Raw genomic sequence first — 26,147 nt, forward strand, 5'->3', positions numbered from 1 at the left:
GCATGAGCCAGCAGATCCTGAGGTACCGTCCCGACGACGCCCCACCCGAATGGGAGGCCGTGGCCGACGGTGTGCGAATGCTGGTGGCCGCAGTCGCCGAGCAGGTCCGGTACCCGGTGATGCTCGTACTGCGGGTGACCTCCGCGCTGGCGGTCAGCGCGGAACGCGCGGGGCTGCCCCGCGATCCGGCGGTGTGGCTGGAGCAGCGCACCATCAGCCGCTACCTGTCGGGCGCCACCGACCTGAAGGGCTCCACCGTCCAGAAGTACGCAAGCGTGCTCGCCCGCGTCCACGAGGCGCTGGTGTGGGTCGAACGCAGCGAGGCCCCGCGCCCCCGCCTGCGCGCCGCCCGTTCCCGCGCCGTCCCCTACGACGTGAGCGAGCTCACCCGGCTGGATGTGTGGGCGCGAGCGCTGCCGGACAGCACCACCGGCCGCAGGAGCGCCCTTGCGCTGATCGCGCTGGGCGCCGGGTGCGGCCTGATGCCCGGCGAGATCACAGCCACCCGCGGCAGCGACATCGTGCCGCTGCCCAGCGGCGCCCTTGCCATCTCCGTGCCCGAGTCGACGCGGCTGGTCATCTGCCGCTCGCTGTGGGAGGAGGGCCTGGCGGATCTGGCCCAGGTCGCTGGCGACGACTACCTGTTCGCGCCCGGCCGCAAGGTCAGCGGCGCCAAGAACCTCGTCAGCAACTGGACCAAACGCAACGAGTCGGCGGACCCGAGAGTGCCGCGCCTGGACGCCCAGCGCCTGCGCTCGACCTGGATCGTGGCACTGCTGCGCGACCGGGTCCCGGCGAACCTCATCGCCGGCGCCGCCGGCCTGAAGTCCACCGCCGCACTCGACCCGTACCACCGGTGGGTGCCCGCCCCCGGCCAGGACGCCGCGGTCCGCCTGCTGCGGGGGTGGGCATGACCCGGCCCCACCGCCCGCCGCGCAGGCCCGTACGCCACCCTCACCCGGTGCACCACGCCGAACGCCTGCGGCGTCGCCCGGCCCCCTCACCGTTCCACACCAAGATCGCGGACGCCCATGTGCGCCTGGCCTACGACCTCGTGCGCACCAGCGGTGTCCTGGACAAACTCGACGCCCTGGAAGCAGGCCGCCCAGGCCCTTCCGGCCTGCCTGCGAAGGTCGTGCTCACCGGGCTGTTCCTGGCCGCCCGCGAACGTCGCAGCACGAACATCGACGACGCGTGGGAGATCATGACGTTCCGTCTCGGATCCACGTGGCGAGACGTCTTCGACCTCGAGGTCGTCGACCCGCTCGACCTCAAGGCCACCCACGCCTCCGCCCAGCGCTTCTACCGCGCGTGGGACCGGATCACCACCGTCCTCGACCCGGCCCGCCACGACCGCCGCGTCCGCCTGCTCCCGGCGGAGGCCGGCCGGTTCAAGGCCGTCTGGGACACCGCCTCCGACGACCACGACCCCGCACCGTGCCTGAGCGAGATCGCCAACCGGCTCGTCCTCGCCCCGGTGCGCATCGCCGTGCAACGCGGCCTGATGGACAACTGGCAGGGCGACCTGTCCGTGGACGGCACCAGCGTTCCGGTCTGGGCCCGCGAGGGCACCCGCAGACACGCCTCGCTGGAGCTCAGCGCCGGCATCCACGTCTCCGGCGACGGCACTGAGACCTTCGGCTACAGCGCCACCCTGCTGGTCGCCGGACATGCCGACCCCGCGGTCGCCGGCACCTACCCTCAGCTGTGCATGGGCATGGCCGTGCACACCCCCAGCAAGCAGATCGGCCCCCAGGCTGTGCGCCTGCTGGCCGTCACCAAGCGGATGCTGCCGCGTACCGGCTACCTGGCCGGGGACCGCGCCTACACCCACGCCCGCGCGGAGACCTTCCACCAGCCCGTTCGCGCGCTCGGCTGGGATCTCGTGCTCGACTACCGCACCGACATGATCCGCAAGGTCCCCTGGCACGGAGCAACCGCTCTGGGCGGCGACCTGCTCTGTCCCCATGCCCCGCAGCGCGTCCTGAACACCTACCACCTGATGGCCGCAGCAAGGACCAGCAAGGACCGCGAGGAACTGCTCCCCCGCATGGAGGAAGCCGATCCGTTCGTCCTGCCGCTCAAGCAGCGGGCGAACGTCAAGGGTGTCGAACGCCGACAGTGCCCGGCCGCCGGCACCAGCCCCAGGGTCCAGTGCCCCTGGGCCGCCGAACGCGACCAGCGCCCCCGCCACCGCAGGCGGGCCGATCCGCCTCGCCCCCTCATCGACCTGGACGACCAGCGCTCCCGCCGTGCCCACCCGGCGGCCAAGCCCACCATCCGCGTCCCCAACAAGCCCATGCACCAGCGGCCGGACATCTGCCAACAGACCACCATCGGCGTGCCCGTCGACCTCACACCGAAACTGCGCCAGGGCATGCCCTGGGGCCGCGCACCCTGGCAGCGGGCCTTCCGGAGCCTGCGCAGCCACGTCGAGGGACTCAACGGCCGCGCCAAGAACGTCGACTCCTTCCTCGACAAACGGGAGCTCCGCCAGAGCCGGGGACGTGTTGCTCAGACGCTCCTCAGCGCAATCCAGCTGATGGTCGAGAACCTGCGCACCATCGAGGTCTACCTGCGCGAGCGTCGTCTGTGGGTCGAAGACAGCTACACGCTCGCCGACATCACCGACACCCCAGACCCTCACGTACCCCCGAACGTGACCGACGGCTCCCCCACAACGCCCGGCATCAGCCGTGAAGGCCCCGAGACGGACCCACCGAGACTCGGCTAGCCCTCCACTCGCCAGGCCAACCACAGAGCACGCGACGCCGGTTCGTGGGACCACACACCCTCTGGTCCCACGGCCACTTCGCCATGCCCGCACCCGCACCGCCAGCTCCGCTCAGCCATCCCGCGGGGCGATGTGATCCACCCCACAGATCGCAGTCAGACCCAACCAGACCCGCAAAGCACGAAATCCCGCCCAGAGTTGCCTACTGGGCGGGATTTCGTGAACCGTTCATGACCGAATTCGTGAACAGCCCGTTGGGTGGAGCTGAGGGGATTCGAACCCCTGACCCCCTCGATGCGAACGAGGTGCGCTACCGGACTGCGCCACAGCCCCAACGAGAAGAAACTCTAGCACCTTTCGGAGGGGGTCCGTGACCACCCCCTGGTGGGAGCCCCCGGGGCGGCACCGCGGCAACACCGAGGCGGTCCCCAGGCGGCCCCGAGGGCTCCCGGAAAGCGAAGAGGCCCCCGGGGAGGGGGCCTCGAAGCTATTCGTTGGCGGCGCGGGGCCGCGGTTCCGGAGCGGGGGGCTCGGCGTACTGGTCGAACAGCGGGGTCTTCCGGGACTCGGCCGGGCGGCCGGCGGTCCAGGTGCCCGGCGCCGACAGGTCGAGCCCGCCGTTGACCCGGGGGGCCACCGGGGCCGTCACATAGGTCGGCAGCGGGACGGGCACCGGCTCCCAGGAGTCCGGGCCGGCCGCGCCGCGCTCCCGCATGCCGTCGACCCACTCCTCGTGCTCGGTGGCCTCCGCCACGGCCGAGGCCGAGACGGCCGCCGCGCCCTCGGAGGCCGCCCGGGCCGCGTCGGCCTCGGTGGCGAGCCGCAGGTGCGGGCGTCCGCGCCCGGCGGGCGCCCCGGACGCCGGCTCGGCGGGTGCCGGGGCCGGGCCGGGCTCGGCGGCGGCCTTGGCGCCGAGGGCCTCGGCGCGCTGCTGCTCGCGCTTGCGCAGCCGCTCGGCGGCCTGCGCCGCGCGGACCCGGTCCAGCTTCACCGCGTACCGCTGGCGCTCCAGCCGGCGCAGGTGGCCGATGTAGAGGGTGAGCAGGACGGCCGGCACGGCGGGCACCCAGAGGAAGGCCAGTCCGGCCACCGCCGCGACCACCGCACCCAGGGCGAAGGCGAGGAAGAGGACGGTGACCATCCGGCGCCGGCGGGCCAGCAGCCGGGCCCGGCGTTCGGAGCCGCCGCCCTCGGGCGCCGGCCGCGCCTCGGCCCGCACCGCCGGGCGGGGGGCCGCCGGTTCCTCCGCGGGTGCGGCCGCGGGGTCGTCGGAGACGGCCGCGTCCCGTTCGGGAGGGCCGTCCTTGGTCTGCTCGTCGTCACGCGGTTCGTCACCCAGGGCCCGGGACGCCCGCCGCTCCAGCGCCGAACGCCCGGCCAGCAGGCGAATGGCGGTGCTGAAGCGTTCCGTCGGGCGCGCCTCGTTGAGCTCGTCCTGCCTGCGGAGCCACATCGGCACCAGATAGGCGGCCCAGGCCCCTACGATGACGGCGTAGATAAGGCCGCTACTGCTCACGATTCACACCGTACGGGCGTGAAGGAAGGGCCGGTAGCAATTTGGCACGGCGTGTCGTGTGATCAAGCTGATTCTCCGACTATTTTGCCGGTATTTGTGCCCCTCCGTCGCCGCGCCGATGCCATATCGATATTTCATTCGAACATGTATTCAATTTCGTGGACGCCGACCCGAGCTGAGGGAGCGCCAGCGCTCCAGCATCCCCTCGGGGACCTCCTCGGCGGTCAGGGCGAACACCAGGTGGTCCCGCCAGTCGCCGTCGATGTGCAGATAACGCGGGCGCATTCCCTCCGAACGGAAGCCGAGCTTTTCCACCACCCGCCGGCTGGGGCCGTTCTCCGGCCGGATGCACACCTCGATCCGGTGCAGGCCGAGGGTGCGGAAGCAGTGGTCCACCGAGAGCGCCACGGCGGTCGGCATGATGCCCCGTCCGGCCACCCCCTCGTCGATCCAGTAGCCGACGTTGGCCGAGCACATCGAGCCCCAGGTGATCCCGCCGACGGTCAACTGGCCGACCAGCCGGCCCCGGTAGAGCACCACGAAGGGCAGCATCCGGCCCGCCGAGGCCTCGCCGCGCAGGTAGCGCACCATCTGCCGGTAGGTCGGGCGCGGGCCCGCCGCGAGGCCCGCCGGGCCGGGCGGCACGGTGGCCTCCCAGCGCCGCAGCCAGTCCCGGTTGCGCCGGCTGACCTCCTGCCACTCGCGCTGGTCGCGGGCCCGGATCGGGCGCAGCACGACGTCCCCCTCGTGGAGTTCGACCGGCCAGCCGGCGTTCAGTGCGCGCTCCCGGAAGCTGCGGCGTCGGGCCGGGGGTGGTCCCCGCCGGCGAGCTGGTCGACGGCGTGGGCGAGCAGCGGGGCCAGCACGGCCAGACCGTCCCGGACGCCGCCGGTCGAGCCCGGCAGGTTGACGACCAGGGTACGTCCGGCGACACCGGCCAGCCCGCGGGAGAGCGCGGCGGTCGGCACCTTCTCCCGACCGTGCGCGCGGATCGCCTCGGGGATGCCGGGGATCTCGCGTTCGAGGACCCGGGCGGTCATCTCGGGGGTGAGGTCGCTCGGCGAGACGCCGGTCCCGCCGGTGGTCAGCACCACGTCGTAGCCGGCCGCCACGGCCTCGCGCAGCACCGCCTCGACCGGTTCGCCGTCCGGGACGACCCGGGGGCCGTCGACGGCGAAGCCCAGCGCGCGCAGGCCCTCGACCAGCAGCGGGCCGCCCCGGTCGGCGTAGACGCCGGCCGAGGCGCGGTTGGAGACGGTGACCGCCAGCGCCCTCATGCGGAGGCCTCCGCGGCGGGCGCCTCGGGGGCGGTCCAGTCGCCGCTCCTGCCGCCGGTCTTGGCGAGCACCCGGACCGACTCGACGGCGGCGCCCTTGTCGACCGCCTTGACCATGTCGATCACGGTCAGCCCGGCCGTCGCGACGGCGGTCAGCGCCTCCATCTCGACACCGGTCCGGTCCGTGGTCCGCACGGTGGCGGTGATCTCCACCGCGTCGTCGGCGACGGTCAGCTCGACCTTGACGCCGGAGAGCGCGATCGGGTGGCAGAGCGGGATCAGCTCGGGGGTCTTCTTGGCGCCCATGATCCCGGCGATCCGGGCCACGGCCAGCGCGTCGCCCTTGGGCAGGCCCTCGCCGCGCAGCAGCTCGACCACGCGCGGGGAGACCCTGACCCGGCCGGCCGCGACGGCGGTCCGGGCGGTCACGGCCTTCTCGGAGACGTCGACCATCCGGGCCGCGCCCTGCTCGTCGACGTGGGTGAGGCGGTCGCCGGGGGGCGAGGTGGTCACGGGTGGCTCCAGGGGCGCGCAGGTCGAATACCGCGCTACCGTACCCCCCGGTCCGGTCCGGGCGTGGGACGGGCCGCGTCGCCGAGACGCCCCGCCGCGGACGGGAGTTCGCCCGCCGGCCCGGCGCTCAGCCGTCGAGCAGCACCACGTCGACCTCGCTGCCGGCGGGCAGCTCGGTGACGTCCTCGGGCACGGTGATCAGGCAGTCCGCCCGGGCCAGCGCGCCGACCAGGTGCGATCCCGCGCCGCCGACCGGCTTGACCAGGCCGTCCCGCCGCTCGTAGCGGCCGCGCAGGAACTGCCGGCGCCCGGCGGGCGAGCGCAGCGCCACCGGGCAGCGCGCCCGAACCACCGGGCGGTGGACGTCCTCGGCGCCGAGCATCGCGCGGATCACCGGGCGGACGAACAGCTCGAAGGAGATGTACGCGCTGACCGGGTTGCCGGGCAGGGCCAGCAGCGGCACGCCCGCCCCGGGGCCGATCCGGCCGAAGCCCTGCGGCTTGCCGGGCTGCATCCGCAGCCGCCGGAAGTCGACCCCGCCGTACTCGGCGAAGACCTCCTTGACCACGTCGTACGCGCCGACGCTGACGCCGCCGCTGGTGACGATCAGGTCGGCCCGGCCGAGCTGGTCCTCCAGCACCGCGCGCAGCCTGGCCGCGTCGTCGGGCACCCCGCCGACCCGGTAGGCGATCGCGCCGGCGTCCCGGGCGGCGGCGGTGAGGGCGAAGCTGTTGGAGTCGGTGATCTGCCCGGGGCCGACCGGCTCGCCGGGCTGGACCAGCTCGCTGCCGGTGGAGAGCACCACCACCCGCGGGCGCGGGCGGACGGTGGCGGTGGCCCGGCCGACCGCGGCGAGCAGGCCGAGCTGGGCGGGGCCGAGCCGGGTGCCGGCGGCCAGCACCCGGGTGCCGGCGGTGACGTCGCCGCCGCGGCGGCGGATGTGGGCGCCCTCGGCGACCGGGCGCAGCACCCGGACCTCCTCGCCCTCGACCGGAGCGGTCATCGCGTCGGCGGGGCGGCCGGTCCCGGTGCCGCCGTCGGTCCACTCGACCGGGGCGACGGCCTGGGCGCCGGGCGGGACGGGGGCGCCGGTCATGATCCGGGCGGCCTGGCCGGGGCCGACCTTGGGGAGCTCACCGGTGCCGGCGGCGATGTCGCCGACCACCGTGAGCACCGAGGGGTACGCGGAGCCAGCGCCGACGGTGTCGGCGGTGCGCAGCGCGTAGCCGTCCATCGCGCTGTTGTCGAAGGGCGGCAGGTCCCCCTCGGCGAGCACGTCCTCGGCCAGCCGGCAGCCCTGCGCGTCGAGCAGCTGGAGCTCGATCGCGGGCAGCGGGCCGACGGTGGCCAGGACGTCGGCGAGGTGCTCGTCCACGGTCCACAGACCGTCCGGACGGGCGGCGGAGCGGGTGGCCGGGGCCGGGCCCGCGGAGTCGTCGCAGCAGGCTGCGGGGGTGGTACCGCTCTCCGTGGACCCGGTCATCGGCGCACTCGCTCTCTGTCGGTGTGTCAGTCCTGCAGCTCGGAGGCGACGAACTCGCGCAGCCAGGTGCGGAAGTCCGGGCCGAGGTCCTCGCGCTCGGAGGCCAGCCGGACGATGGCGCGCAGGTAGTCCGCGCGGTCGCCGGTGTCGTAGCGGCGGCCCTTGAACAGCACGCCGTGGACCTGGCCGCCGGTGTCGGCGGGACGGTTGGTCAGCTCGCGCAGGGCGTCGGTGAGCTGGATCTCGCCGCCGCGGCCCGGCTCGGTCTCGCGCAGCACGTCGAAGACCGACGGGTCGAGCACGTAGCGGCCGATGACGGCGTAGTTCGACGGGGCGTCGGCGGTCTCCGGCTTCTCGACCAGGTCGGTGACCTGGAAGACGTCGTCGCCGAAGCCGTTGGGCTTGACGGCGGCGCAGCCGTACAGGTGGATCTGGGAGGGGTCGACCTCCATCAGCGCGACGACCGAGCCGCCGAGCTCCTGCTGGACCTCGATCATGCGGGACAGCAGCGGGTCGCGCGGGTCGATCAGGTCGTCGCCGAGGAGGACGGCGAAGGGCTGGCCGGCGACGTGCTGCTCGGCGACCGAGACGGCGTGGCCGAGGCCCTTCGGGTCGCCCTGGCGGACGTAGTGCATGTTGGCGAGCTCGACGGACTCGCGGACCCGGCGCAGACGGTCCTGGTCACCCTTGCGGGCGAGCAGCTCCTCCAGCTCGTAGGCGCGGTCGAAGTGGTCCTCCAGCGCACGCTTGTTGCGGCCGGTGACCATCAGTATGTCGGACAGGCCGGCCGAGGCCGCCTCCTCGACGACGTACTGGATCGCCGGCTTGTCGACGACGGGCAGCATCTCCTTCGGAGTCGCCTTGGTGGCCGGCAGGAATCGGGTACCCAGACCGGCCGCGGGGACCACTGCCTTGGTTACCGGGGTACGGGAGTTCGTCGTCGTCATGCGTTTACCTTACTAAGGCACGTATTTCGCCTGACCGGGCGCAGTTGACCGATGCTTGGGCAGCACGTCGCCGGACCCGGCCGAAATGGCAGGCAAAGGGGACGTGGCGGGCGGGGTGAGGGGGTCCCCTCCGACACAGGGCGACAGACTACCCGCCTTTCCCGAACGGTCACGTTCGGCTGCGAAGACTCCTTCCGGCCGCACGGAAACACCCGCCGGAACACCCGCCGGAACACCCGCCGGCACAGCTGTCGGCGCAGCTGTCGGCACGACCTTCGGCACACCCGCCGGAGCGTCCGCCGCGACGGTCCGGGGCGCGGCCCGGCGCCAGCAGTCGCCACCGGCCGCCCGGGCCGCCGCGAGCGCCCGGTCGGCGGCCCGCAGCAGCACCGCGGCGTGCGCGCCGTCCTCGGGCAGCACGGCCAGGCCGACCGCCGCGGTGAGCCCGTTGCCGTACGGGCGGCGGCCCTCCCGGTCGCCGGAGGACCAGTCCAGCAGCAGGTGGCGGCGGACCGACCAGACCAGCCGGTCGGCGACCTGGGCCGCGCCCTCGGCGCCGGTGTCCGGCAGCACCACCAGGAACTCCTCGCCGCTGTACCGGCCGAGGGTGTCGGAGCGGCGGATCTCCATGCCGAGCCGCTGGGCGAGGTCGCGCAGCACCGTCCCGGCCCGGGCCCGGCCGTGCTCGGCGACCACCGCGTCGAAGCCGCTGATCTCCAGCAGCAGGACGGCCAGCGGGCGCGGCCCGTCCGCCGGGTCCGGCCGCTCGGCCCGGCGGGCCCGGTCGATCTCCCGGTCCAGGGTGAGCTGGAGGTGCCGGTAGTTCCAGACGCCGGTGACCGGGTCGCAGGAGGCGGTGCGCTCCAGCTCGGCGCAGCGGGACTCCAGCGCGGCCAGGCGCTCGCGCAGAGCGGCCTCGCGCCGCGCCGCGCGGGCCGAGCCGCGCCGCAGCCGGCCGCCGAGCACGGCGGCGCCGGCCAGCGCGGGGGCGCTCAGCGCGGCCAGCGCCTGGACCAGCAGCGGGGTGGACATCGGGGGCTGCCTTCCGCGTGTCAGGCTCTGGGGCGTCCCGGTCGCACCGGGGCCGGGGTCCAGAGCGGTCGAGGTCGAGCGGTGGAGGAGCGGTGGACCATCCCATGCACAACGAGAAGAGCGAGCTGAGGACACGGCTGCTGTCCGAACGGCGGGCGCTGCCGCCCGAGGCCCGGGAGCGGGCCGCCGAGGCGCTGGCCGGGCACGCCGGCGAGCTGGCGGCCGCGGCGGCCACGGTGGCGGCGTACGTCTCGGTGGGCGCCGAACCGGGCACCCGTCCATTGCTGGACGCGCTGCGGGCCCGCGGGGTGCGGGTGCTGCTGCCGGTGCTGCTGCCCGACAACGACCTGGACTGGGCCCCGTACGCGGGCCCGGAGGCGCTGGCCCCGGCCGGGCGCGGGCTGCTGGAGCCGGTCGGCGAGCGGCTCGGTCCGCAGGCGGTGACCGAGGCCGGCCTGGTGCTGCTGCCGGGACTGGCGGTGGACCGCCGGGGACTGCGGCTGGGGCGCGGCGGCGGCTCCTACGACCGGGTGCTGGCCCGGCTGGAGCGGTCCGGGGCGCGGCCGGTGCTGGCGGTGCTGCTGTACGAGCACGAGCTGCTGGACCGGGTGCCGGCGGAGCCGCACGACCGGCCGGTGGACCTCGCGCTGACCCCCTCGGGCACCCACCGCCTGGGGTGAGCGGGCGGAGCACCCGGCCGTACGGCGACGGCCCCGCGCCCCGGATGTCCGGGGGCGGGGCCGTCGGTCGTCGGCGCCGTCGGGCCGTCGCTGCGGGGCGGCGTCAGCCGTTGGTCAGCGTCAGCTTGTGCTTGGTCGCCTTCTCGACCGCGTCCGGCGAGTACGACCAGGTCAACAGCTTGCCCTTGAGCCAGAGGTCGGTCTGGTCGTTGTAGTTCTCGTGGAAGGCGTGGCCCGAGGCGCCGCCGACGTTGATCCAGCGGGAGGCGTCGAGGTCGTTCAGGTCGATCACCATGCGCATCGACGGGATCCAGTCGACCTGGTACCCGGCGGCCGCGTTCCAGCCCGCCGCGTCGACCGCCGCCGAGCCGCCGGAGAGGCGGTACGGGCCGCGGTTGAGCAGCTTGTGGACGGCGCCCGAGGCGATCGAGGAGTCGTCCGAGCCGAGGGTGCGCTCGCGCAGCTCCAGCTTGTGCAGCCGGCCCCAGCTCCAGGTGGTGATGTCCTTGGTGAGCAGCGAGGTCAGCTCCTGGCGGGCGTTGGTCATCGCCTCGCGCAGCAGGTTGTCCAGGCCCTTCTGCTCCTTGTGCTGGGAGTCGATGTACGTCCACCAGCCGCTGTCGGGCTTCTCCAGCTGCTGCCGGACCACCTCGTTCCAGCGGTCGCCGCCGTCCGGCTGCGCCCGGCCCGGGTCACGGGTGCCGCACTCGGTGACGATCTTCGACTTGCTGTCCGGCTTGGTCGGGTCGGCCTGCTCTCGGACCAGCAGGCAGTTGTCCTTCGCCCGCAGGTCGGCCGGGAACTTCTGGCCGAAGGCCAGGGTGAGCAGCTGGCGCCAGACGCCGTTGTAGTAGGCGGCGGCGGCCGAGTCGGCGTCCTGGTGGTAGTTCCAGTCCTTCAGCAGGTCCTGGGCCTCGCGCACGTAGGGGTCGTCGATCTCGACCTTGAGCAGCATCGGGACCAGCGTCTTGGCCAGGATGCTGGTGTTGTCCAGCTGCATGTCCTGCATGTCGTCCGGCGAGATCTTGCCGTTGTTCTTGAGCTTGGCCTCGATCTGGTCGGTGATCTCCTTGGCCCGGGTGCCGTACTCCCAGTCGCTGGTCAGCCCGTACTTGTACGAGGGGTCGACGACGGCCTGGTTGGCGGTGACGATGTAGCCGCTGGCGGGGTTGAGGCTCCACGGCAGGGCGCTGAACGGGACCGGGTCCTTCTTCCACTGGTAGGCGGAGTCCCAGCCCGGCGCCGGGTAGCGGCCGTCGCCCTTGCCGCGCACCGGGATGTAGCCGGGGGCCTGGTAGCCGATGTTCTTGGCGTCGGCGTAGATGAGGTTCTGGGCCGGGACGGCGAAGTCCGCGGCGGCCTTCTGGAAGTCGTCCCAGCCCTTCGCGCGGTCGAGCGAGAAGATCGCGTCCATGGTCTTGCCCGGGATCAGCGCGGTCCACTGCAGGGCGACGCCGTAGCCGCCGGTGCCGCGGTCCGGGGCGGAGTCGCCGTTGGGGGCGTACTTGCCGACGTTCTGCTGCTCGGTGCTCGGGTCGGAGATCAGTGGGGCGCCGGTCTTCGTGGTGCGCACGGTGATGGTGCGGTCCTCGCCCCCGGCGACCTTGATGGTCTCCTTGCGGAGCTCGAACTTCTCCTCCTTGCCGTCCACCAGGTAGGTGTCCGGGCCGGTCACCTTCTCCAGGAAGAGGTCGGTGACGTCGGCGCCGAGGTTGGTGAGGCCCCAGGCGATGTCCTTGTTGTGGCCGATGATCACACCGGGCATCCCGGCGAAGGTGAAGCCGGAGACGTCGTACTGGCAGGCCGGCGAGGCGGTCCGGCAGTGCAGGCCCATCTGGTACCAGACCGAGGGCAGGCCGGGACCGAGGTGCGGGTCGTTGGCCAGCAGCGGCTTGCCGGTGGTGGTGTGGCTGCCGGCGACCACCCAGGAGTTGGAGCCGATGCCCTGGCCGTTGCGGCCGAGCAGCTCGGGCAGCGCGTCGATCCGGTCGGTGACGTCCTTGAGCAGCGCCTTCGTGGCGGCGGCGCCCTGGGCGGTGCCGGTACCGGTGCCGCCGGTCGCGCCGGCGCCGTTGCCCGCCGGGGTGGAGCCGTCGGCCGGCTTGTAGGCGGTGCCGTTGACGGTGCCGGTCTTCACGATCGTGCCGTTGCGGGCGTACGGGTAGTCCGGGTACAGCTCGTCGATCTTCTCCCGGCTGAAGTCCTGGGCGAGCAGCGAGCGGTCGATCTCCTCCTGGAGGTTGCCCGAGAGGTCCCAGGCCATCGCCTTGAGCCAGGACACCGAGTCGACCGGGGACCACTGCTCGGGCTTGTAGCCGCCGTTGACGACGCCGAGCAGGCCGTACTCCAGCGAGGCGGAGGAACCGCCCGGGTGCTCGGCGAGCCAGGCGTTGACGCCGTCCGCGTAGGCCTGGAGGTTCTTCTTGGTGTCCGCGCTGAGGACGGTGTCGAACTCCTTCTGCGCGACCTGGCGCCAGCCCATGGTGCGGATCATGGAGTCGGTCTCGACCTGGCTGTCGCCGAACATCTCGGAGAGCCGGCCCGCGGTGATGTGCCGCCGGACGTCCATCTCCCAGAAGCGGTCCTGGGCCTGGACGTAGCCCTGGGCGCGGAAGAGGTCCTCGGAGGTGTCGGCGTAGAGCTGCGGGATGCCGTTGGCGTCGCGCTTGACGTCGACCGGCGCGCTCAGGCCCGCCAGCTTGACGCTGCCGTCGACCTCCGGGAAGGACGCACGGACCGCGGCCACCCCCCGGTATCCGCCGTAGCCGGCGCCGGCCACCATCAGCACGACCAGCACGATCACGATCAGACGGGCGCGCCGGAACTTCTTGGAGCGGGGCATCTGGGTCCTTGCGGTCCTCACTGGGGGGCGGGCGGACGTGTCAGGAGCACGGAGCCGTGACAGGGGACCACATTAGGCCGCCCCGACTGGCGGCCGTGCACGGGGGACGCTCACGGTGGGATCGGGGGAGGTCGGAAGCGGAGCCGGAAGCGGGAGGTGACGGCGCCGTCGACAAGTGAACTTAAAGATATGGCAAAATGTTAGACTGAGTAACGATCCGCAAGGGGAGTAAGTCGGTGCCTTCCGCCGCCACCCCTGTCGGTACCCCGTCCGCCGCCCGCCGCCACGCCCGAGGTGCCCCTGCGTGAATGTCGACCACCTGAACCAGCTGCTCCTCGAGTTCTCCGTGATCCTGCTGGTCGCGGTGGTCGCCGTGCGGGTGTCCACGAAATCGGGCCTGCCCAGCCTGCTGATCTACCTCGGCATCGGCGTGGCGCTCGGCCAGAACGGCCTGGGCATCTCGTTCAACAACGCCGAGCTCACCCAGGTCCTCGGTTACGCGGCGCTGGTGGTGATCCTGGCCGAGGGCGGCCTCAAGACCAACTGGCGCGAGGCCAGACCGGTGATGCCGGCGGCCACGGTGCTGGCCACCGTCGGCGTGGGGATCAGCGTCGCCGTCACCGCGGCCGGCGCGCACTACCTGGTCGGCCTGGACTGGCGGACCTCGCTGCTGCTCGGCGCGATCGTCTCCTCGACCGACGCCGCGGCCGTCTTCTCGGTACTGCGGACGGTGCCGCTGCCCCGCCGGCTGACCGGCCTGCTGGAGGCCGAGTCCGGCTTCAACGACGCGCCCGTGGTCATCCTGGTGGTCTCCTTCGCCACGGTCGGCGCGCACGACTCGTGGTACGTGCTGCTGGGCACGATCGCCGCCGAGCTGGCGGTCGGCCTGGCCATCGGCCTCGCGGTCGGCAAGCTGGGCGCGTTCGGCGTCAAGCGGGTCGCACTGCCGTCCTCCGGCCTCTACCCGATCGCCGTGATGGCGCTCACCGTGCTCGCCTACGCCGGCGGCGCGCTGCTGCACGGCTCCGGCTTCCTCGCCGTCTACGTCAGCGCGGTGATCCTCGGCAACGCGAAGCTGCCGCACGGTCCCGCCGTACGCGGTTTCGCCGACGGCCTGGCCTGGATCGGGCAGATCGGCATGTTCGTGCTGCTCGGCCTGCTCTGCGCCCCCGAGTCGATGGGCTCGGCCGTGGTGCCCGCACTGGTGATCGGCGCGGTGCTGGTCTTCCTCGCCCGGCCGCTCTCGGTGGTGCTGACCCTCACGCCGTTCGGACTGCCGGCCCGCGAGCAGGCCCTGCTCAGCTGGGCCGGGCTGCGCGGCGCGGTGCCCATCGTGCTGGCCACCATCCCGCTGGTCTCCGGCGCACCCCTGGCGCAGGACGTCTTCAACATCGTCTTCATCCTGGTCGTGGTCTTCACCCTGCTCCAGGGCCCGACCCTGCCCTGGGTCGCCAAGGCCCTGCGGATCGGCGAGGGCTCGATGGGCCAGGACCTCGACATCGAGTCCGCGCCGCTCGAGAAGCTGCACGGGCACCTGCTGTCGGTCGCACTGGCGCCGGACTCCAGGATGTCCGGCGTGGAGGTCAGTGAGCTGCGGTTGCCGGCCGGTGCGGCGGTGACCCTGGTGGTGCGCGAGGGGAACAGCTTCGTGCCGGACCGGGCGACCGTGCTGCGCGGCGGGGACGAGCTGCTGGTGGTGACCACCGACGAGGTCGGCGAGGCGGCCGAGCGGCGGCTGCGGGCCGTGGACAAGGGCGGCAAGCTGGCCGGCTGGCTGAACGGGCGGGATGGCTGAACGGGCGGGCGACCGAGCGGACGGGCGACTGAGGCCCCGGCCCGGTGTTCGAGTGTTCACCCCGATGTCACGGGACAAGTTTGGGTCCGTCCGGTAAGGTCGGGGTGAGCGCGCATCTACGCGCGTAAATTTCTTTGGTTGATACACCGAATCCCCAACATCTGTCTGAAGCAGAGTTGGCGCGACCGCTCGGCGGCCGCGGCCCGGCCCCGGCCCACCGCCGGACCGGCCCGGTATCTACCCCGGTCGACGCGCGAGAGGACGACTCTCGGCGCCGTCGGGGCCTCCCCATGCCCTGCCGCGCTACCAGGCAGCAGGAAGGACCGACCGTGACGGCGCGCCGAACGGTCGAGGACGTCGAGGACGCCCAGCACTCCCTGGCCACCGCTCCCGCGGAGACCGCCACCGCCGAGACCGCGGCCGCGGCCGCCGCGCCCGCCCGCGTGGGCTACGGGGCGCTGCTGCGCACGCCCGGCGCCTGGACCTTCCTGGCCCCCGCGTTCGTCGCGCGGCTGCCCTACGCGATGCTCAGCATGGGCATCCTGCTGCTGGTCAAGGACACCCACGGCTCGTACGGCACCGCCAGCACCGTCGCGGCGGTGGCCGCCGTCGCCCAGGCGCTGATCGGCCCGCAGACCGGCCGGCTCGCCGACCGGTACGGCCAGGCCGCGGTGCTGGTCCCGGCCGTCCTGGTGCACGCGGTCTCGGTCGGCACACTGATCGCGCTCGCGCTGGGGCACGCACCGGCCTGGAGCCTCTTCCTGGCCGCCGCCCCCGCCGGGGCGAGCGTCCCGCAGATCGGCGCCATGGTCCGCGCCCGCTGGATCGCCACCTTCTCCGCCGAGGGCGCCTCGGCCGGCTCCGCCGCCAAGGTGGGCACCGCCTTCGCCTTCGAGTCGGTGACCGACGAGTTCACCTTCGTGATCGGCCCGATCCTGGCCGCCGCCGTCGCCACCTCGGTCAACCCCGCGACCGGGCTGGTCGCCGAGGCCGCGCTGACCCTGGTCGGCGGCCTGGCCTTCGCCGCCCAGCGGCGCACCGCGCCCGCCCGGGTGGTGCGCGAGCCGGGCGTCCGGCAGGCCTCCGCGCTCGCCTCGCCCGGCGTCCGGCTGCTGGCCGGGGCCTTCCTCGGCGTGGGCACCGTCTTCGGCGGCCTGCAGGTCTCGGTGAACGCCTTCGCCGACTCGGTCGGGCAGCACGGCGCCGCCGGCACCGTGTACGGCATCTTCGCCGGCGGCTCGATGGTGGCCGGCGTGCTGTACGGCGTGATCGCCTGGCGGCGTCCGGTCCAGCAGCGGATGATCATCAGCTACGGCCTGCTGGTGCTGGGCTGCTCGGCCCTGTGGGCGATGCCCGGCCTGGTCGCGCTCTCGATCGCCGGACTGGTCTGCGGCCTGGCCATCGCGCCCACCCTGATCAGCGGCTACACCCTGGTCGAGACGCTGGTCGAGGACGGCGCCAAGACCGAGGCCTTCACCTGGCTGACCGGCGCCATCGGCCTGGGCCTGGCGACCGGCGCGACGGCGGCCGGGCAGCTGATCGACGCGCACGGGCCCTCGATCGGCTTCCTGGTGCCGGTGGCCGGCGCCGGGCTGGGCCTGATCGCGCTGGTGACGCTGCGGGGGCTGCTGCTTCCGCGGGCCGCGCGCGGCCCGGTGGCCGCGGCCGCCGGGGAGCGGGGCACCCGCGGCCGGCTGGTGGGCGCGGCCGAGGGCTGAGCGGAACGGCCGGATCGGACCGGCGGCCCGGCTCATCTCACATTCGAGTCGCTGGACTGATCCACCGGAATGCCGCATCATTGACCATCGTTAGCACTCATCAGGCGAGAGTGCCAGGAGGAAGACAAGTGCCCACGTACCAGTACCAGTGCACCGAGTGCGGCAACGGCCTGGAGGCGGTGCAGAAGTTCACCGACGAGCCGCTGACCACCTGCCCCGACTGCCAGGGACGGCTCCGCAAGGTCTTCTCCGCGGTGGGCGTGGTCTTCAAGGGCTCCGGCTTCTACCGGACCGACAGCCGCTCGTCCTCCAGCAGCTCGGTGGGCGGGGGCTCGTCCTCGTCCTCCTCGTCGACGTCGGCCGCCCCGTCCTCGTCGGGCTCCTCGGGCTCGTCGGGCTCGTCCTCGTCGAAGCCGTCGACCCCCGCCGCGAGCCCCGCTCCGGCGGCCGGCTGACCTTCGGCCGGGCACCGGCACCAGCGTTCCGGACGGCCCGCCGTTCCCGCTTCCCGGCGGGCGCGGCGGGCCGTCCGTCGTCTCCGGGGGGCGGCCGGTTCACTCGTCGGGGTGAAGGTTTTTGTCCACAGCCCCGGGTTTTCCACAGGCCGGGAAAAGCCGCTTCCGGCGGCGGCGCTTGCGGCCCACAGTGGCGGTCAACGGAACCCGTGACCGACCCCGGAGGTGCCCGTGCGCACCGGTTCGCCCGTCCTGTCCCCCCGCCCGCTGCCGATCCCGCCGTTGCCCGCGCCGAGCGTGCCGCCCCGGCAGCCGGTGCCGTCGTTCCCGCCGATCGGCGGCCGTGCGGGCCCGCGGTGCCGACTGCGGCAGGTGCTGCGCTACCGCGCGCCCGTCCCGGCCGTGCTGCTGTTCGCGGCGGCGGCGGCGGTGCTCACCCTCGGCCCGGTCCTGGCGGGGCCGCCCGCACCGGGAGCACCGCCCCCGGTGGGCCGAACGGGTTGTCCGGCGGAGGGGGGAGAAAAGCACCCGTGACCGCCGTACGACTCCGTCGTTCACGCGGCATGAAAGGCTTCAAGGAATTCCTGCTGCGCGGAAACGTCGTCGAGCTGGCCGTCGCCGTGGTCATCGGCGCGGCGTTCACCAACATCGTCAACGCCTTCGTCAAGGGCGTGATCAACCCGATCGTCGGCGCGTTCGGAGCCAAGGACCTCGCGTCCTACAGCTCCTGCCTCAAGGGACCCTGCGAGCTGTCCGCCACCGGCGAGGTCACGTCCGGCATCCTCATCCTCTGGGGCAGCGTGCTGAGCGCGGCCCTCCAGTTCCTGATCACCGCGGCCGTCGTCTACTTCTTCCTGATCCTGCCGATGACCAGGTTCACCGCCAAGCGCAAGACCCTGGCCGAGATCCAGACCGAGGCCGAGGTCAAGGAGGTGGCACTGCTCACCCAGATCCGCGACGCCCTGGTCACCCGGGCCGGCTGAGGCCCGGCGGGGGCGGGGCCGTCAGTCGCCGTGGTGCGGCGGGCGCTGGCTCAGGTACCAGTCCAGTCCCCGCCCACCGCTCTCCCCCGCCCCGGGGCGGTCGCCCCAGCCCGTGTCGGTGTCGTCCCGGGACTGCCGCTCCAGCGGGTCGCCGAAGACCAGCCGGGCCTTCGCCGCCGCCCGCCCGGCCGTCTTCCTCTCGGCCGTCTTCCTCTCGGCCGCCTGCCCGTCGACCGCCTGCTCCTCGGCCGTCTGCTCTTCCGCCACCTTCGCCTCCACAGCTCCCGATCCTCCGCCGCCGACGTTCCCGCCCGCCCTCACCGGCCCCGCCGTCACCAGCCTAGAACGCGGCCGGCACGACGGCGGGCCCGGTGCGGACCACTTCCGCACCGGGCCCGCAGGCCGTCGTCACCCCCGGGACACGCGCCGGGTCCCACGCCCCCGCGTCACGCCGCCTCGAAGCCCGCGTGGTCGGCGATCTTCTTCAGCTCGGCCAGGGCGTGCTTCTCGATCTGGCGGATCCGCTCACGGGTCAGCCCGTGCTGCTTGCCCACCTCGGTCAGGGTGCGCTCGCGGCCGTCCTCCATGCCGTACCGCGACCGGATGATCGAGGCCGTCCGGTCGTCCAGCCGTCCGATCAGGCCGTCCAGCTCCTCACGGCGGAGCATGACCATCACGGCGTCCTCCGGGGACGTCGCCCCGGTGTCCTCGACGAGGTCGCCGAACTGGGTCTCGCCCTCGTCGTCCACCGACATGTTCAGGCTGACCGGGTCCCTCGCCCAGTCCAGCACGTCCTTGATCCGGGCCTCGGTGGTGTCCAGCTCGGCCGCGATCTCGGCGGGCTCGGCCTCCCGGCCCAGCTCCTTCGACTTCTCCCGCTGCACCCGGCGGATCCGGCCGAGTTCCTCGACCAGGTGCACCGGCAGCCGGATGGTGCGCGACTGGTCCGCGATCGACCGGGTGATCGCCTGACGGATCCACCACGTCGCATAGGTGGAGAACTTGAAGCCCTTGGCGTAGTCGAACTTCTCCACCGCACGGACCAGGCCCGCGTTGCCCTCCTGGATCAGGTCGAGCAGCGGCAGGCCGCTGCGCGGGTAGCGCCGCGCCACCGCGACCACGAGACGGAGGTTGGACCGGATGAAGACGTCCTTGGCGCGCTCGGCGTCCTCGGCTATCGCCTCCAGCTCCTCGCGCCGCACGCCCTCGGGAAGCCCGCCCTCGTCCAGCAGGTGCTGGGCGTACACGCCGGCCTCGATCCGCAGGGAGAGCTCGACCTCCTCGGCGGCATCGAGCAGGGGCGTCCTGGCGATCTCGTCGAGGTACATGCCGACCAGGTCACGGTCGGCCTCAAGGTTGGTCGGGCGGGCCGCGCGAGTCCGGTCGGCCCTGTCGCGAACGACGGCACGGGTGGCCATGCTTGCTCCCTTTGCTGGTGTTGCCGCGGTCTGGCTGCCTGCCCGGAGAGGGCAAGAAGTGCGGGCCCCGCGGGCCTCACACGTAACGATCCAACGAACAGAATCCGGACAACATTCCCAAGTCACTCAGACTTCTTCCGGCGATGCAGTATGCTGCCCGATTTCACCCGCGATGCGGACCGAGGGTGACGGGCCGGCCACCGGACGCGTTCCTCGGGGCCTCTCGGCGCACCCCCGCGCACGCCCTCCCTTCCCACAACCCCGCCGGCCGCGAGCGCGTTCCCGCGCGGGACGCACCCACGCCCCGGCGCACGCAGGTCCTCCGCACAAAAGATGCCAAATCGCTATCGCCGCAGCGCACGATCGGCATGGGCGGCTGGGAAGGTGTCAGCCATGCACCTGACCAACAGCTCGCCTTCCATCACCCCGCGTGATCGCCACCTGCTCCGGCACGCGGCCCTCGCGGTCTGCTGCGCCGTGCTGTTCGCCGTCCTGGCGGCCCTGGTGCAGACCGGCTGGAGCCCGCTCTCCCGGCTCGACCGCGAACCGGTCGACCGCCTTCACCGCTTCGCCGCCGATCACACCGCGTGGACCGCCTCGGTCCAGCTGTTCTCCGACATCGGCGGAACGGTCACCATGCGCTCGGTGCTCGGCGCGGCCGCCCTCTGGCTCTGGCTGATCGGCGCCCGGACGCTGGGCGGCTGGGTCGCGGCCCAGACCCTGGCCGGCTGGGGCGGCCAGTGGGTGCTGAAGCTCTCGCTCGGCCGCCACCGCCCCACCTTCTCCGACCCGGTCGCGCACGCCGGCGGCCCGGCCCTCCCCTCCGGACACGCGATGGCCTCGGCGATCGCCTGTGCCGTCCTGGTCGGCCTGCTCTGGCCCCGGGCGGGCCGGGCCGGCCGGATCACCGCCTGCTCGATCGCCGCGCTGACCGTCCTGGGGATCGGCGCCTCCCGGGTCTTCCTGGGCGTCCACTGGCCCAGCGACGTCATGGGCGGCTGGCTGGCCGCCGGCATCGTCCTCGGCAGCGTCACCGTCCTCGTCGAACTCGCCCGCCCCGGTGCGCTGGCCCGCGACTTCCGCCGGGTGAACCGGCGCACCCGCCCCCGCGTCCAACGCGTGCTCGTCTCCCCCACCCACCGGCCCCGGAACCCCGTCGGCCGCACCCCGGACCCCATGCCGGGGCCCGCCCCGGAGAACACTGCCGACCACCCGGACGGCCTGCTGCGCTGACGCCCCCTCACCCCGGAGAACGCCGCGGGCCCCCTCGATCGCAACCGAGGGGGCCCGCATTCACGTCATCCGCCGTGACCGGCGCTGTGCCCCAGGCAGGATTCGAACCTGCGACACCGGCTTTAGGAGAGCCGTGCTCTATCCCCTGAGCTACTGAGGCGGGGACGACCGCAGACAGCCTAGCGGATCGGGGGCGCGGGGGTGGGCGGCACGGAGCGGGCGGGCGGAGCGGCCGACGGTGGGTCAGATGGGACGGGGGCCGTCCGCCCGGCCGATCGGGGCGCGGTTAGCCTGGGGGAACGGACCTCGGACCGACGGGGCCCGGGGCCCCTCCGGCGGGGGAAGAGGACGGGAGCGGCAGATGGCGTCGGGTGACCGGTGGGACCGGGGGCCCGTCCTCCGTCTCGCACGGAAGGCGGCCGGGCCGTTCGTGTGGCTGGCGCCCGCGCTGGTCATGCTGACGGTGGGCGCCTACCGGCTGGGGACACCGGCACTGTGGCGGGACGAGGTGGCGAGCTGGGTCTCGGCCACCCGGACGCTGGGCGACCTGCTGCGGATGCTGCAGCACGTGGACGCCAGCAACGGCGCCTACTACGTCCTGCTGCACTGCTGGACGACCCTGTTCGGCGACTCCGAGATCTCGCTGCGGCTGCCCTCCGTCCTGGCGATGGCGGGCGCGGCCGCGTTCACCGCGCTGACCGCCGAGCGGCTGTTCGGCGGCCGGGTCGCGGGCGTCTGCGCCGGGCTGCTCTTCGCGATGGTCCCGCTGATCTCCCGGTACGCCCAGGAGGCCCGCTCGTACGCGCTGGTGACCTGTGCCGTCGCGGCGGCGGGCTGGTTCCTGCTGCGCGCCCTGGAACGGCCGACGCTGGGCCGGTGGGCGCCCTACGGCCTGGCGATGGCGGTGGCCGGCGCGGCGCACCTGGTCTCGCTGAGCGCCCTGGCCGGTCAGGCCGCGCTGGTCGCCCCGTACCTGTGGCGGACCCGTGGACCGGCGCGGCGGCGGCTGCTCGCGGGGCTCGTGCTGGTGCTCGCCGCCCTGGTGGCGGCGGTGCTTCCGGTGGCGCTGCTGGGCCGCCGGCAGTCCGAGCGCCAGCTGGGCTGGCTCGGCCGGCCGACCCTGGACCAGCTGTGGCACTTCGGCGAGCCGCTGTTCGGCTCGGCCCGGGTCTTCCACGTCTTCCTGGTGCTGGCGCTGCTGGCCCTCGCGCTGCCCGGGCGGCGCGGTCCGGCGCTGCGGCTGCTGCTGCTCGCGGTGCTGCCGGTGCTGGCGGTCTGGGCCTTCTCGTTCGGCCCGACCTCGTACTTCCTCGACCGGTACCTGCTGTTCACGGTGCCCGCGTGGGCCGCGCTGGCCGGCTGCGGGATAGGCGCGGGCTACGCGGCGGTGACCGCGGCGGCCCGGCCCGGCCGGACCCCGCCGGAAGTGCGGGCGGCCGGCCTGCTGCTCGCGGTCGGCGTGGTGGCGGTGGCCGGGGTGACGGCCCTGCCGAAGCAGTCCCTGGTGCGCTACGCGGGCTCGCACGCGCAGTCGAAGGAGCCGTACCGGGAGGTGGCCCGGCTGATCGCGGCCGGCTACCGACCGGGCGACGGGCTGGCGGTGCCGCTCGGCGACCAGGCCTGGTCGATGGTCGGCCCGGGTGTCTCCTACTACCTTCCGGCCGGTGTCCGCCCGTACCCCCTGTTCGAGGCGACCGGGGCGATCCGGGCCGAGGACCTCTTCCCGGTGCCGTGCCCGCACCCCGCGGAGTGCACCGGCACGGGCAGCCGCGCCTGGCTGGTCGTCCTGGGCAACACCGCGGACCCGCTGGCCGCGGTGCCCGCCGATCAGGCGGACGCGCTGCGCGCCCGGTTCGGGACGCCGCAGCAGGTGACGCCGCTGGGCGGGATGACGCTGGCGCTGCTGGACGGGACCCGCGCCGGGAGCTGAACCCGCGGGCTGAACCCCCGCGCGCGTCGGCGGTCCGGGTGCGCGGGGCCCGGGGCGGGGCGACCATGGAGCACGGCGACCATGGTCGGGAGGACGGCGGTGAGCGAGCAGCCGAACGGGCAACCGGCGGGCCCGGGCGGCGACGACCGGGACGAGCACGCCACCCACGACGAGCGGCGGACCACCCGGTGGCGGCGCCGGTCGGCGGACCTGGCCGGATCCGCCCGCGGACTGCCCGACCAGGTCCCGGTGGTCGGCCGCGCGCTGCGCCAGCTGCTCCGGGTCAACCTGCTGGACTCCGCGACCCGGCTGGCCGCCCAGGCGTTCCTGAGCGCGCTGCCCGCCCTGTTCGTCGTCGCGGTCTTCGCCCCCGCGGCGATCCGCGACGGCGTGGTGCACTCGCTCCGCAAGGAACTGGGCCTGCAGGGCCAGGCGGCGCAGTCGGTGCAGCAGATGCTCGGGAACGGGCACGAGCAGGAGACCGGCTTCGGGATGGTCGGCGCGCTGGTGACCCTGCTGTCGGCGACGGCGCTGAGCCGGGCGATGCAGCGGGTCTGCGAACGCTGCTGGGAACTGCCCAGGTCAGGGACCAGGGTGGCGGCCTGGCGCTGGCTCGCCTGGCTGCTGGTCTGGCTGGTCTGCCTGGCGTTCCAGACCCCGGTGAAGGACGGCTTCGGCCTGGGCGCCTGGCTGGGCGTGCCGCTGACCTTCCTGCTCGCGACGGCGTTGTGGTGGTGGACCCAGCACCTGCTGCTGGGCGCCCGGGTGCGCTGGCTGCCCCTCCTGCCGGGCGCGTTGCTCTGCGGCGTGGGGGTGGTGGGGATCGGGGTGGCCTCGCGGGTCTACCTGCCGGCCGCGATGAACCGCAGCATCGGCAAGTTCGGCCCGTTCGGCGTGGTGTTCACCGGCCTGTCCTGGCTGATCGTGGTGTTCACCGGGCTGACCCTGGCCATCGCGCTGGGCCGGGTGGTCGCCGAGGAGGAGGCGGTCGCCCGGCTGCTGGGCTCGCGCACCGCACCGGGACAGTGGGGCGGCCCGCGGTTCTGAACCGCGGGCCGCCCCAAGCGGTCCTCAACGGGCGCGGCTCACAGCGCGCGGGTCAGCCGGGAGACGATGGACGGCGGGGCGAGGTCGGAGCGGAGCACGACCGGCACCTCCACCCGGCTGTCGCCCTCGCCCGCGCGCAGCACGCCGACCTTGGTGCCGGCCGCCGCCTGGTGGCCGACCTTCAGCGGGTCCAGCACCAGGGTGCCGGTGACGCCGGGGAAGCCGGCCACCGTGAGGTCCTGGGCGGCGACCACCGGGACGGAGCCGCCGAGGCCGTCCTCGATCCGGCCGACCACGTCGCCCTGCTTGGCCAGGGTCTGCCCGGTGAGCCCGTCCTGCGCGGCCTGGATCTGCTTGGCGCTGACGGTCTGCACCACCTTGAGGATGCTCGGCTCGGCGGTGGTCGCCGGCTGGCCCAGGGTGACGCCGAGGATCAGTCGCCGGACACCGGCGATCTCCTTGTAGGCGGCCCACATCAGGCAGCCGCCGGCCGGGGTGCTGGAGCCGGTCTTGACCCCGATGATGCCGTTCTTCGGGGAGATCAGGGTGTTGGTGTTGGAGATCTTCTGGTTGTTGAAGGTGGTGTCCGGAGTGGAGACGATCTGCCGGAAGATCTCGTCCTGCATCACCTGTCCGGCCAGCTTCAGCTGGTCCTTGGCGGTGCTCTTGGTCTCCGGGTTGAAGCCCGCCGGGTCGGTGTAGGTGGTGTTGGCCATGCCGAGCCTGGCGGCGGCGTCGTTCATCTTCTTGACGAACGCCTCCTCCGACCCGGCGTCCCAGCGGGCCAGCAGCCGGGCGACGTTGTTGGCGGAGGGCAGCATCAGCAGCTCCAGCGCCTGGTACTGGCTGATCTGCTGGCCCTCGGTCAGGGTGACCCGGGACTCGTCGACGTTGCCGGACTCCTGGGCGGCCTGCTTGTCGACGGTGATCTTCGGACCGGCCTCGCCCTTCTTCAGCGGGTGCGCCTGGAGGACGAGGTAGGCGTTCATGACCTTGGTGACGCTGGCGATCGAGGCCGGCGTCTCCGGGCCGGAGCTGCCCAGGCTGCCGATGCCGACCACCTCGGCGGCCGACTGCCCCTTGGCCGGCCAGGCCAGGTCGAGCGGGCCGCCGGGGAAGCCGAAGCCGTCGGCGGCGGTCATCCGCACCTTGCCGGCCGGCAGCGGGCGCAGTAGCTGGGCGGTGACCACGGCGCCGAGGACGACGGCGAGGAAGAGCGTCCAGATGGTGATCCGCTTGAGCGCGCGGCGCAGCGGCGAGACCGGCCGGCCGTTGAGCGCGGCCAGCACCTCCATCGCCTCGGAGGTGGATTCCGGGAAGGGCTGCGGCTCCGGCGCGGGCGCCGGCAGCGGCTCGGGGGTCGGCAGCGGCTCGGGCACGGGCAGCGGCTGCGGGGCCGGGGCGGGCTTCGGCTTCGGTTTCGGCGCGGGGGCGGGCAGCGGCTCCGGGCCGGGGACCGGCTCGGGTTCGGGCAGCGGCTTCGGCTCCGGCTCCGGCTCGGGAACCGGCTCCGGGACGGGGGCCGGCTCGGGCAGCGGGCCCGGGGCGGGCGGGGCCGGGACGGTGTCCGTGTCGGGGACGGCCGCGGCCGCGACGGCGGGGAGGCGCAGGACGCGGGTCCGTTCGGCGTTCTCCCGCTTCTCGAACTTCTCGGCACGCGCGGGCGGCTCGGTCTCCGTCCCGGAGGTCCCGGCGTCGACGTCGGAGGTGTCGGAGACGTCCGAGGCGTCCGAGGCGTCCGAGGCGTCGTGGACGTCGGCTTCGACGTCGGCCTCGGCGGCCGGACGGCCCTCCCGGCCGACCGCCGGGCCGGTCCGCATGGCGAGACGGGGGTCGGTGCCGACCGGGCGTTCCGGCGCATCGCCCCCGGCCGAGCCGGCCGGCTCGGCGCTGCCGCTCGCCGTGGCACCGGCGGGCTCGCGCAGCTCATCGGGCAGGCGCAGCGCGGTGGTCCGGTCGTCGGCGGGCATCCGCAGGGAGGTGGTGGCCTGGTCCGCGGGCAGTCGCAGGGAGGTCGTCCGGATGTCCGCATCCCGGACGCGCAGCTGCACCGTGGGGCCCGGCCGGACCGCCGGCGCCGCCTTGTCGGCCTCGGCCGCGTCGGCCTCCCCGCCACCGTCCGGGTCCGCGTCGGTGTCAGCGTCCGCGTCCGGGTCGGCGTCGGCGGAGGAGCCGGCGGCGGCGGAGGAGCCGGCGTCGGCGGCGGGGGCGTGATCGGCGTCGGCGGCCTCGGCGGACGCTTCCGGCCGCTCGGGCTCCCCCGCCGGGCCGGCCGTCGCCGCGGCCGTCCCCTCGGTCACCGCGTCGGAACCGGCCCGTTCGCCGTCCCGCTCCCGCGCCCGCTCGCCGTCCCGCAGCACCCTGTCGGGGGACTCGCCCACGTAACCCAGCCTCCTCAACGCCCGGCGGGGCGCCGGCAAGCCCGTATTTCGGGAAGCCGGCACCCCGCCCCGTGTACCTGTACAGTCTCCGCCACCGGCGCCCGAATCGGGTCGCCCACACCCCGCCCGACCGGCGCTTATTGCCGCGGCACGGCCGCGCTCCG

At 73.9% G+C, this 26,147-nt stretch carries 21 protein-coding genes and 2 tRNA genes; 10 read left to right on the forward strand and 13 right to left on the reverse strand.

Annotation, left to right across the window (positions count from 1 at the left end):
• Positions 1-2: 2 nt before the first annotated feature.
• Positions 3-914 (forward strand): hypothetical protein, encoded by a 912-nt coding sequence (locus ACFVVU_RS15115; RefSeq protein WP_387790184.1) that lies wholly within the window; start codon positions 3-5, stop codon positions 912-914.
• Positions 915-961: 47 nt separating this feature from the next.
• Complete coding sequence (locus ACFVVU_RS15120) at positions 962-2,734, forward strand: hypothetical protein (protein ID WP_387790185.1); 1,773 nt, start codon at positions 962-964, stop codon at positions 2,732-2,734.
• A gap of 259 nt (positions 2,735-2,993) precedes the next feature.
• Here ACFVVU_RS15120 and ACFVVU_RS15125 read toward each other — a convergent pair.
• The 8 genes from ACFVVU_RS15125 to ACFVVU_RS15160 form a co-directional block, all read right to left on the reverse strand.
• Positions 2,994-3,067 (reverse strand) — tRNA-Ala (locus tag ACFVVU_RS15125).
• Between the two features lie 154 nt (positions 3,068-3,221).
• Complete coding sequence (locus ACFVVU_RS15130; RefSeq protein WP_387790186.1) at positions 3,222-4,250, reverse strand: hypothetical protein; 1,029 nt, start codon at positions 4,248-4,250, stop codon at positions 3,222-3,224.
• A gap of 150 nt (positions 4,251-4,400) precedes the next feature.
• Positions 4,401-5,027, reverse strand: coding sequence for a GNAT family N-acetyltransferase (locus tag ACFVVU_RS15135; protein WP_380286195.1), 627 nt, complete (start codon positions 5,025-5,027; stop codon positions 4,401-4,403).
• The gene (locus ACFVVU_RS15140) at positions 5,024-5,527 is read right to left on the reverse strand and encodes a molybdenum cofactor biosynthesis protein B (protein ID WP_387790187.1); all 504 of its coding nucleotides are present in this window, start codon (positions 5,525-5,527) and stop codon (positions 5,024-5,026) included. The genes ACFVVU_RS15135 and ACFVVU_RS15140 overlap by 4 nt, the downstream gene beginning before the upstream one ends.
• Positions 5,524-5,979, reverse strand: coding sequence for a cyclic pyranopterin monophosphate synthase MoaC (gene moaC / locus ACFVVU_RS15145; RefSeq protein WP_380687857.1), 456 nt, complete (start codon positions 5,977-5,979; stop codon positions 5,524-5,526). The genes ACFVVU_RS15140 and moaC overlap by 4 nt, the downstream gene beginning before the upstream one ends.
• 187 nt (positions 5,980-6,166) lie before the next feature.
• Positions 6,167-7,522: a gephyrin-like molybdotransferase Glp gene (gene glp / locus ACFVVU_RS15150; protein ID WP_387790188.1), complete on the reverse strand. Its 1,356-nt coding sequence runs from the start codon at positions 7,520-7,522 to the stop codon at positions 6,167-6,169.
• Positions 7,523-7,548: 26 nt separating this feature from the next.
• A complete protein-coding gene (gene galU, locus ACFVVU_RS15155; protein WP_380687853.1) occupies positions 7,549-8,469 on the reverse strand; it encodes a UTP--glucose-1-phosphate uridylyltransferase GalU in 921 nt (306 codons plus the stop codon).
• 12 nt (positions 8,470-8,481) lie between these two features.
• Complete coding sequence (locus ACFVVU_RS15160) at positions 8,482-9,501, reverse strand: GGDEF domain-containing protein (RefSeq protein ID WP_387790190.1); 1,020 nt, start codon at positions 9,499-9,501, stop codon at positions 8,482-8,484.
• A gap of 104 nt (positions 9,502-9,605) precedes the next feature.
• On the opposite strand from ACFVVU_RS15160, the gene ACFVVU_RS15165 reads away from it, so the two are divergent.
• Entirely contained in the window at positions 9,606-10,181 is a 576-nt protein-coding gene (locus ACFVVU_RS15165) for a 5-formyltetrahydrofolate cyclo-ligase (RefSeq protein WP_380714729.1), read from the forward strand.
• A 103-nt stretch (positions 10,182-10,284) separates the two neighbouring features.
• Here ACFVVU_RS15165 and ACFVVU_RS15170 read toward each other — a convergent pair whose 3' ends face one another.
• A complete protein-coding gene (locus ACFVVU_RS15170) occupies positions 10,285-13,023 on the reverse strand; it encodes a penicillin acylase family protein (RefSeq protein WP_387790192.1) in 2,739 nt (912 codons plus the stop codon).
• Positions 13,024-13,327: 304 nt separating this feature from the next.
• On the opposite strand from ACFVVU_RS15170, the gene ACFVVU_RS15175 reads away from it, so the two are divergent.
• The 4 genes from ACFVVU_RS15175 (at position 13,328) to mscL (ending at position 17,974) form a co-directional block, all read left to right on the forward strand.
• On the forward strand, positions 13,328-14,818 hold the full coding sequence (locus tag ACFVVU_RS15175) for a potassium/proton antiporter (RefSeq protein WP_387790194.1): 1,491 nt from the start codon (positions 13,328-13,330) through the stop codon (positions 14,816-14,818).
• Positions 14,819-15,261: 443 nt separating this feature from the next.
• Complete coding sequence (locus tag ACFVVU_RS15180) at positions 15,262-16,536, forward strand: MFS transporter (RefSeq protein ID WP_387790346.1); 1,275 nt, start codon at positions 15,262-15,264, stop codon at positions 16,534-16,536.
• Between the two features lie 128 nt (positions 16,537-16,664).
• The gene (locus ACFVVU_RS15185; RefSeq protein WP_380687470.1) at positions 16,665-16,991 is read left to right on the forward strand and encodes an FmdB family zinc ribbon protein; all 327 of its coding nucleotides are present in this window, start codon (positions 16,665-16,667) and stop codon (positions 16,989-16,991) included.
• A gap of 563 nt (positions 16,992-17,554) precedes the next feature.
• Positions 17,555-17,974 (forward strand): large conductance mechanosensitive channel protein MscL, encoded by a 420-nt coding sequence (gene mscL, locus ACFVVU_RS15190; protein ID WP_380687649.1) that lies wholly within the window; start codon positions 17,555-17,557, stop codon positions 17,972-17,974.
• A 21-nt stretch (positions 17,975-17,995) separates the two neighbouring features.
• On the opposite strand, the gene ACFVVU_RS15195 is transcribed toward mscL, so the two are convergent.
• On the reverse strand, positions 17,996-18,241 hold the full coding sequence (locus ACFVVU_RS15195) for a hypothetical protein (protein WP_387790196.1): 246 nt from the start codon (positions 18,239-18,241) through the stop codon (positions 17,996-17,998).
• Positions 18,242-18,420: 179 nt separating this feature from the next.
• Complete coding sequence (locus ACFVVU_RS15200) at positions 18,421-19,392, reverse strand: sigma-70 family RNA polymerase sigma factor (protein WP_350553867.1); 972 nt, start codon at positions 19,390-19,392, stop codon at positions 18,421-18,423.
• 393 nt (positions 19,393-19,785) lie between these two features.
• Here ACFVVU_RS15200 and ACFVVU_RS15205 point away from each other — a divergent pair, with 393 nt between their 5' ends.
• A complete protein-coding gene (locus ACFVVU_RS15205) occupies positions 19,786-20,625 on the forward strand; it encodes a phosphatase PAP2 family protein (RefSeq protein WP_387790198.1) in 840 nt (279 codons plus the stop codon).
• 87 nt (positions 20,626-20,712) lie between these two features.
• Here ACFVVU_RS15205 and ACFVVU_RS15210 read toward each other — a convergent pair.
• Positions 20,713-20,785 (reverse strand) — tRNA-Arg (locus ACFVVU_RS15210).
• A gap of 201 nt (positions 20,786-20,986) precedes the next feature.
• Here ACFVVU_RS15210 and ACFVVU_RS15215 point away from each other — a divergent pair.
• Entirely contained in the window at positions 20,987-22,555 is a 1,569-nt protein-coding gene (locus tag ACFVVU_RS15215; protein ID WP_387790199.1) for a glycosyltransferase family 39 protein, read from the forward strand.
• 99 nt (positions 22,556-22,654) lie between these two features.
• Positions 22,655-23,602, forward strand: coding sequence for a YhjD/YihY/BrkB family envelope integrity protein (locus ACFVVU_RS15220; protein ID WP_380687647.1), 948 nt, complete (start codon positions 22,655-22,657; stop codon positions 23,600-23,602).
• A 38-nt stretch (positions 23,603-23,640) separates the two neighbouring features.
• Here ACFVVU_RS15220 and ACFVVU_RS15225 read toward each other — a convergent pair whose 3' ends face one another.
• Positions 23,641-25,983 (reverse strand): hypothetical protein, encoded by a 2,343-nt coding sequence (locus ACFVVU_RS15225; protein WP_387790201.1) that lies wholly within the window; start codon positions 25,981-25,983, stop codon positions 23,641-23,643.
• Between the last annotated feature and the right edge of the window lie 164 nt (positions 25,984-26,147).

The sequence above is a fragment of the Kitasatospora sp. NPDC057965 genome (genome assembly GCF_042887135.1).
GTDB lineage: Bacteria > Actinomycetota > Actinomycetes > Streptomycetales > Streptomycetaceae > Kitasatospora.